The following is a 6,716-nucleotide window of genomic DNA, read 5'->3' as shown; positions in this document are numbered from 1 at the left end:
TGGGGCGCTTCCCCGCCCGGCGTCTAAAAAATCACGTTTTTTTCACCGATTGGACCGCGCCACGCCCCCTCCCCGGCGCGGCTCCCCCGACACACCTCTCCCCACTTTGTGGGGCGAGGAACCCAGGTTCCGAGAAATCCGCTCCTTAACTGGCGGTCCCGGAGTGGTGTTAGGCGCGGACTTCGATCTCGGAGGCGCCGACCGCGGGCAGAGCTGGGTCGTCGACGGCTGCGGCAATGACGCTATCGAGCAGGCCGGGAAAGCGGGCATTGAGATCGTCGCGGCGCAGCGTGATCAGCCGGCTGGTGCCGACGACCTCGGTGCGGGTGACGCCGGCCTCGCGCAATTTGGCCAGGTGGTAACTGAGATTGGTCTTTGAGCCGAGATCGAGGAACTGGCTGCAATTCAGCGGCACGCCCTCCTTGCTGGCGAGATAGCGCACGATGGCCAGCCGGGTGGGATCGCCGAGCACGGCAAGCACGTTCGGCAGGCTGATCTGGTCGGCGGTGGGGTGGGGCAGCGTCATGCCGGAGAACTAAGCGCAATCAGGGCCGATTTCAACGCCTCTCCTCCTGGTGGATGCCCCCAGTTTCCACCTCCCGCTACCTTAGTCCTGACATGGAGCTGTCAGCAGGGTTCGGCTATTCTCGGGCGGCTCATTGACAACATGTGCCATTATGTACAATTGTTCAATAACTTTTGAACTAAGGAAGAGTTCATGGACAAGCGCCTCTTCTGGCTTGCGCTCGGATCATTCACGATCGCGACCGAAGGCTTCGTCATTTCAAGCCTGTTGCCCGACATCGCGGCCGATGCCGCCATCTCGGTCCCGCTCGCCGGGACGCTGATCACCGCCTTCGCGCTCGCCTATGCGCTCGGCGCGCCGATCCTGGCGACGCTGACCGGCGAATGGGACAGGCGACGCGTCATCTTGTGGACGCTGGTGTTTTTCGTTCTGGGCAATCTGGCGGCGGCGCTGAGCTCCTCCTTCGAACTGCTGCTGATCGCGCGCATCGTCATGGCGCTGTCGTCCGGCCTGTTTGCGGCGACGGCGCAGGGTACGGCCGTGGCGCTTGTCGATGATCATCACCGCGCCCGCGCCATTGCCGTCGTTGTCGGCGGCACTACGGTGGCGGTGGCGGTCGGCGCGCCGCTCGGCGCGCTTGTCGCGACGTTTGCCGGCTGGCACGGCACGTTCTTTGCCATCGCCGGGCTCGGCGCACTGGCCGGCGCAATCCTGTGGTACCGGCTGCCGCGCGGCATCGTCGGCACCAAGCTGCCGCTCAGGCAGCGGCTGGCCGCAACGCTTCGCCCCGGCGTGCCGTCGATCCTGCTGACCACGCTGCTGGCGCTCACCGGCGCTTTCACGGTCTTTGCCTTTGTCGCGCCGCTAGCCATCGAAGGCGGCGGCTTGAGCCCGATCGCGCTGCCCGGCATGCTGCTTGCGTTCGGTGTCGGCGCCGTCATCGGCAACATCGCCGGCGGGCAGGCCGCCGACCGCTTCGGCGCGACGCGCACCGTCAGCTGGTCGCTGGCGCTGAGTGCGGTCATGCTGGTGATGCTTTCGGTCATTCCGGCCTTCCTGCCGCACAGCATCGCCGGGCCGGCGCTGATGGCCATGATGGTGCCGTGGGGCATCGTCGGCTGGGCCTTCCCGCCGGCGCAGGCCAGCCGCATCATCAGGTTGGCGCCCGACGCAGCGCCCATCGTGCTGTCGCTCAACGCTTCGGCGCTCTATCTCGGCGTGGCGCTGGGCGCCGTCGTCGGCGGCGCGGTGCTGCGCTATGGCGCGCCGGCTGATCTCGGCCTGGTCGCAGCGGTGTTCCCGATCCTGGGTCTTGGCGTCATGCTGGCCGGCCACCGGGCCGCCCGGGCGGTGGCCATGCCGGCGGAGTAAAGGAAGATCGCGGAAGCGTGGCGCTGTCCTCATCGCGCTGCCGGGCAGAATTTGGATTCCTCTCCCCCACTCACATCTAGCGCAGCAAGGAACCCAGGGTCCTGTAACCCCACACTACTTCCAGGTCCGGCGCCTCTCGATCTCGGCATTGGATGGCTGTTGCTGGGCGAAGGATCCAGTCTTGATCTCACCGGCGCGTTCATAGCTCGCTATGATGACGCCGGTGGTCGATGCCTGTGAGCGGTTCAGCTTGAAAGCCGCCGGGATTGCGCCGCTGCCAAACAGCCGCTTGCCCTTGCCCAGTACCAGCGGGAAGGTCAGCAGGCTGATCTCGTCGATCAGGTCGTTGGCGAGCAAGGTCTGGACGAGTTCGCTCGATCCCTGGATGAGCAGGTCCGGCCCGTCCTCCTGCTTGAACTGGCGCAGGGTAGCCACGACGTCGTCGCCAAGCGACTGGCTGTTTTGCCACGACAGCGTGTCGGGCCGGTGGGTGGCCACATATTTGGTGACGGCGTTGAAACGGTCGGCGATCGGATCGTCTTTCTGGTATGGCCAATGCGCGGCGAAGATGTCGTAGGTCTTGCGGCCGAGGAGCAGCGCGAAGGGTTTTGCGAAGGTCTCACCAATAAAGGCGCCCCCGACGTCGTCCCAGTAATGGAACGTCCAGCCACCGAATTCGAAGCCGCCGACCGGGTCTTCTTGCGGCCCACCGGGCGCCTGCATGACGCCGTCGAGGCTGACGAATGTCGCAGTGGTGATCTTCCTCATTGGATTCTCCCTTTAATCACCCGAGCCGTTGCCGCCGGATTTCGGCCAAAGGACGTGCGAGCGGACGCCTGCCCGACAGGGCCGGAAAATTTCTGGGCTCCGGCGCATGTCGAGCGGCAAGCACGGGACGCCTCGACGCGGCGACGTCATTGCGACCGCCTGCCGCCAACACTTTGCGACGAGAACCAGACGTCGCCGATGACGGCGGTGGCGGTGCGGTCCGGTGCCTTGTCGGCCGTCAGCCAGATCTTTCGGCTGCGTGCCGCCTTGTCGCGGTCGATTTTTGTCGAGGCCGCCGAGGCGCCGATGCAAGGGATAAACCATGATCGCATGAACGGATCGCAGGCAAACCCCTTATCCGTGCGTGTCACCATCACCGCGAGGCCAATGCGCTCGGCCGGACGCCACGGAAAGACCATGCGGCCGCCGGGCTTCAGCGCCTTCAGCCATTCGGCTGGGGGTGCCGCAACGCCGGCATTGACATAGATGATGTCGGACGGTGGCAGGCCGCCGACGACCGCATCGCCATGGATGGCGGTCACATTGCCGTAGGCTTCGAGATTCTTGATCGCACGTTCGGCGAGACTGGAATCCAGTTCGAAAGCGGTGACTGCGCCGCCCGGCGAAACCAGTTTTGCCAGCAGAGCTGTGTAATAGCCGGTGCCGGCGCCGACATGAGTGACGGCCTCGCCGGGTTTTGGCGCCACCTTGCCGATCCACATTGCATGCAGGAACGGCTCGCCATTGTTGATGCCCTTTTCGGCGTCGAGCGACACCAGCACGTTCTGATAGATGTGAACAGGATCGGCGCTCGGCGTTTCTACCTTGCCGTTGCCGGCGACGACCGTCCACGGCCCGGGCCCGAGAAAAGCTTCGCGCGGCACCGCGGCGAACACGTCCTCGAGACGCGGATCGGCCGAACCTGCATTGGCAGCCATCAGTCGCGCGTAGAATTTTCTGGCTTCGGCAATTCTGGTCATGTCGCGTGAGAAGATAGCGCGATTGACCGAATTGTCGCGCAGCCCCACGAGATCACTCAATGCATGGTCGAGAAAACCCCCAGCCGACGCGGCGAAGCGCGGCGCCGTGCGCTGCTCAAAGATTATATGCAGCTTGTCGCCGACCTGATCGAGAACGGCAACGAGGCCCGGTCGACATCGCGGCGCGGCTCGGCGTCGCCCAGCCGACGGTGGCCAAGATGCGGACGCGGCCGACAGTCCTGCCGGAACCGCCGCGCTGCCGCGGCGTTTGAGATCGTGCCAGCAATTGGCGCGAGACCGAGGAGGATACGATGGGCGTTGAACAGGCACCGACAGCGAAGGGCAAGCAAGCGGCCAAGGGATTGAAGCAGGCTGCGGCGAAGGACGAACGCAAGACCGAAGCGGATACTGGACGCCCGCTCAAGAAGGGCGGGGCCCGCTTCGAGGAGCGCTCGAAAAGCTCGGACGGCAAGAGCGCGGGCACCAAGCAGAAGATCTGAGCGTGACTGACCAAGTCCAAGACCAAAAAAAGCGCCGGCAGGGCTCTCAGCCGCGGGTGTCGTGCACGGACTGACCCCAGAGCCGGCGGGCCCGTCATGCGAAAAATACTGTGACTTGGCGCAACCATTGGGATAATTGTTTGTTGGGTCGGATCGGGCCATGAGATCGGCAAGGTACCGATACGTGCATCGCGGGGAGTTGCCATGCTCTGGAAAGGTCGTCGTCAAAGTGACAATGTCGAGGACCAACGCGGCCAGGGCGGCGGGCTCAACCTGCCGCGCGGCGGCCCCGGCCGTCTCCGCATCCCGATCGGCGGCCGCTCCGGCGGCGGAATGTCGCTGTCGACCATCATCATTCTCGTGGTCCTCTATTTCGGGCTGAAGGCCATCGGCATCGACCCGCTTCAGATCCTGGCCGGTGGCGGCTTGGTGCCGGGTGGCGGCGGTCAGATCACCGACAACAGCGGAGAACAGGGCGGTGGCACCGGGGCACCCGCCTCCGACGAGATGAAGCAGTTCGTTTCGACTGTCCTGGCCGAGACCGAGGACACCTGGACCGGCATTTTCCGGGCCGAGGGCCTGACCTACGAGGACCCCAAGCTGGTCCTGTTCAGCGGGCAGATCCGTTCGGCTTGCGGCTTCGCCTCGTCCGCGGCCGGCCCGTTCTACTGCCCCGGCGACCGCAAGGTCTATCTCGACACCACCTTCTTCCAGCAGCTCGACCAGCAATTCGGCGCTTCGGGCGATTTTGCCCAAGCCTATGTGATCGCGCATGAGGTCGGCCACCATGTCCAGAACCTCACCGGCATCCTGCCCAAGTTCAACCAGATGCGGCAGCAGATGGGCGAGGCCGAGGCCAACCACATGTCGGTGCAGGTCGAGCTCCAGGCGGATTGCTTCGCCGGCGTCTGGGCGCATTTCACCGGGCAGAAAGGCATTCTGGAACAGGGCGACATGGACGAGGCGCTGAACGCCGCCCAGCAGATCGGCGACGACACGATGCAGAAGAAGATGCAGGGCTATGTCGTGCCGGAAAGCTTCAACCATGGCACCTCGCAGCAGCGTCAAACCTGGCTGGCACGCGGCTACAAGAGCGGCAAGCTGTCGGACTGCGATACGTTCAACACCCCGATCTGAGGTGTTTGGGCTCTCGTTGAAATGGCGTTGAAAGGGGCGGCGGTGCAGCCGCGCTCATGTCGACAGTTGATGTCAGGATGAAAATTCCTGGCCTGTTCCCTTATTGTTCTGTGGGGCTTGCTCGCCTATAACGAGCTTTCCACCTTCGCTGCGAGGCGGCTCCAGGAGTCGATACCGTCATGATCGAAGCCAAAACCGCCGGGCGGGGCCTTGCGCTTGTTTTCACCACGCTGCTGCTCGACATCACCGGCATCGGCATCATCATGCCGGTGCTGCCGGCCTATCTGCAGGAACTGACCGGCGTCGGGGTCAGCGAAGCGGCGATCGAAGGCGGCTGGCTGTTCTTCGTCTATGCGGCCATGCAGTTCCTGTTCGCGCCGCTGGTCGGCAATCTCAGCGACCGCTTCGGCCGTCGTCCGATCCTGCTGGCCTCGGTGCTGACCTTCGCCGTCGACAATCTGATCTGCGCGGTGGCCTGGTCCTATTGGGTCCTGTTCGTCGGCCGGGTGCTGGCCGGCATCAGCGGCGCCAGCTATTCGACCGCCTCCGCCTTCATCGCCGATGTCAGCACCGACGAGAACAGGGCGAAGAATTTCGGCCTGCTTGGCATCGCCTTCGGCGTCGGTTTCGTCATCGGCCCGGTGCTGGGCGGGTTGCTCGGCGAATTCGGGCCGCGCGTGCCGTTCTGGGGCGCGGCGGTGCTTGCTCTGATCAACTTCATCGTCGGCTGGTTCTTCCTGCCGGAAACGCTGGAGCAGCATCACCGGCGCCGCTTCGAATGGCGCCGCGCCAATCCTCTCGGCGCCCTGAAGCAGATGCGCAATTACAAGGGGATCGGCTGGATCGGCCTGGTGTTCTTCCTGATGACGCTCGGTCACATGATGTACCCTGCCGTGTGGTCGTTCGTCGGCAGTTACCGCTACGGCTGGAGCGAACAGCAGATCGGCTTCTCACTCGGCGTCTTCGGCCTTGGCGGGGCGTTGGTGATGGGTTTTGTCCTGCCGCGCGTCATCCCACGGCTCGGCGAATGGCGGACCGCCGCCATCGGCCTTGCTTTTACCGCGCTCGCCGCCTTCGGCTATGCCGCGGCGTGGAAGGGCTGGATGATCTATGCGGTGATCGTGGCGACCTGCCTCGAGGCGCTGGCCGATCCGCCGCTGCGGAGCCTGGCGGCGGCCAAGGTGCCGCCCTCCGCGCAAGGCGAACTGCAAGGTGCGATGACGAGCGTGTTTTCGATCACCAGCATCATAACGCCGCTGCTTTATACGGGAATCTTCGCCTGGTTCACCGGGCCGAGCGCGCCGGTGACGTTCGGCGGCGCGCCCTTTGTGCTCGGCGGTATCTTTCTTGCTTTGTCGCTGATCGCGTTTGTGCTCAGGGTCGAGAAGCCGAGCGCGGTGAGGGACGTCACGACGGCGACGGTGCGAACCTGAA

Annotated in this window: 7 protein-coding genes and 1 pseudogene; 5 read left to right on the top strand and 3 right to left on the bottom strand. The window is 64.6% G+C overall.

Annotated features, from left to right (window positions below; translation table 11 throughout):
- Positions 1-169: 169 nt before the first annotated feature.
- Positions 170-526, bottom strand: coding sequence for an ArsR/SmtB family transcription factor (locus AC0L3D_RS31455; protein WP_027151146.1), 357 nt, complete (start codon positions 524-526; stop codon positions 170-172).
- A gap of 192 nt (positions 527-718) precedes the next feature.
- Between AC0L3D_RS31455 and AC0L3D_RS31450 the strand changes: the two genes are divergently transcribed.
- Complete coding sequence (locus tag AC0L3D_RS31450; RefSeq protein WP_473646960.1) at positions 719-1,897, top strand: MFS transporter; 1,179 nt, start codon at positions 719-721, stop codon at positions 1,895-1,897.
- A 114-nt stretch (positions 1,898-2,011) separates the two neighbouring features.
- Here AC0L3D_RS31450 and AC0L3D_RS31445 read toward each other — a convergent pair whose 3' ends face one another.
- Both AC0L3D_RS31445 and AC0L3D_RS31440 read right to left on the bottom strand, forming a co-directional pair.
- Positions 2,012-2,665 carry a dihydrofolate reductase family protein gene (locus tag AC0L3D_RS31445; protein WP_128247801.1) on the bottom strand — a complete coding sequence of 218 codons (654 nt, stop codon included), beginning with the start codon at positions 2,663-2,665 and terminating at the stop codon, positions 2,012-2,014.
- A 146-nt stretch (positions 2,666-2,811) separates the two neighbouring features.
- Positions 2,812-3,645: a protein-L-isoaspartate O-methyltransferase family protein gene (locus AC0L3D_RS31440; RefSeq protein ID WP_236387360.1), complete on the bottom strand. Its 834-nt coding sequence runs from the start codon at positions 3,643-3,645 to the stop codon at positions 2,812-2,814.
- 93 nt (positions 3,646-3,738) lie between these two features.
- Here AC0L3D_RS31440 and AC0L3D_RS31435 point away from each other — a divergent pair.
- The 4 genes and pseudogenes from AC0L3D_RS31435 to AC0L3D_RS31420 form a co-directional block, all read left to right on the top strand.
- A pseudogene (locus AC0L3D_RS31435) lies at positions 3,739-3,875 on the top strand (manganese-binding transcriptional regulator MntR); the annotation flags it as partial.
- An 81-nt stretch (positions 3,876-3,956) separates the two neighbouring features.
- Complete coding sequence (locus AC0L3D_RS31430; RefSeq protein WP_023799765.1) at positions 3,957-4,145, top strand: hypothetical protein; 189 nt, start codon at positions 3,957-3,959, stop codon at positions 4,143-4,145.
- Between the two features lie 204 nt (positions 4,146-4,349).
- Positions 4,350-5,282 carry a KPN_02809 family neutral zinc metallopeptidase gene (gene ypfJ / locus AC0L3D_RS31425; RefSeq protein WP_023799764.1) on the top strand — a complete coding sequence of 311 codons (933 nt, stop codon included), beginning with the start codon at positions 4,350-4,352 and terminating at the stop codon, positions 5,280-5,282.
- Between the two features lie 179 nt (positions 5,283-5,461).
- Entirely contained in the window at positions 5,462-6,715 is a 1,254-nt protein-coding gene (locus AC0L3D_RS31420) for a TCR/Tet family MFS transporter (protein WP_473628440.1), read from the top strand.
- Position 6,716 lies beyond the last annotated feature (1 nt).

The organism is Mesorhizobium sp. WSM4837, from assembly GCF_055811435.1.
The sequence above is the reverse complement of the archived record's forward strand: the minus strand, read 5'-3'. Positions and strand labels throughout refer to the sequence as shown.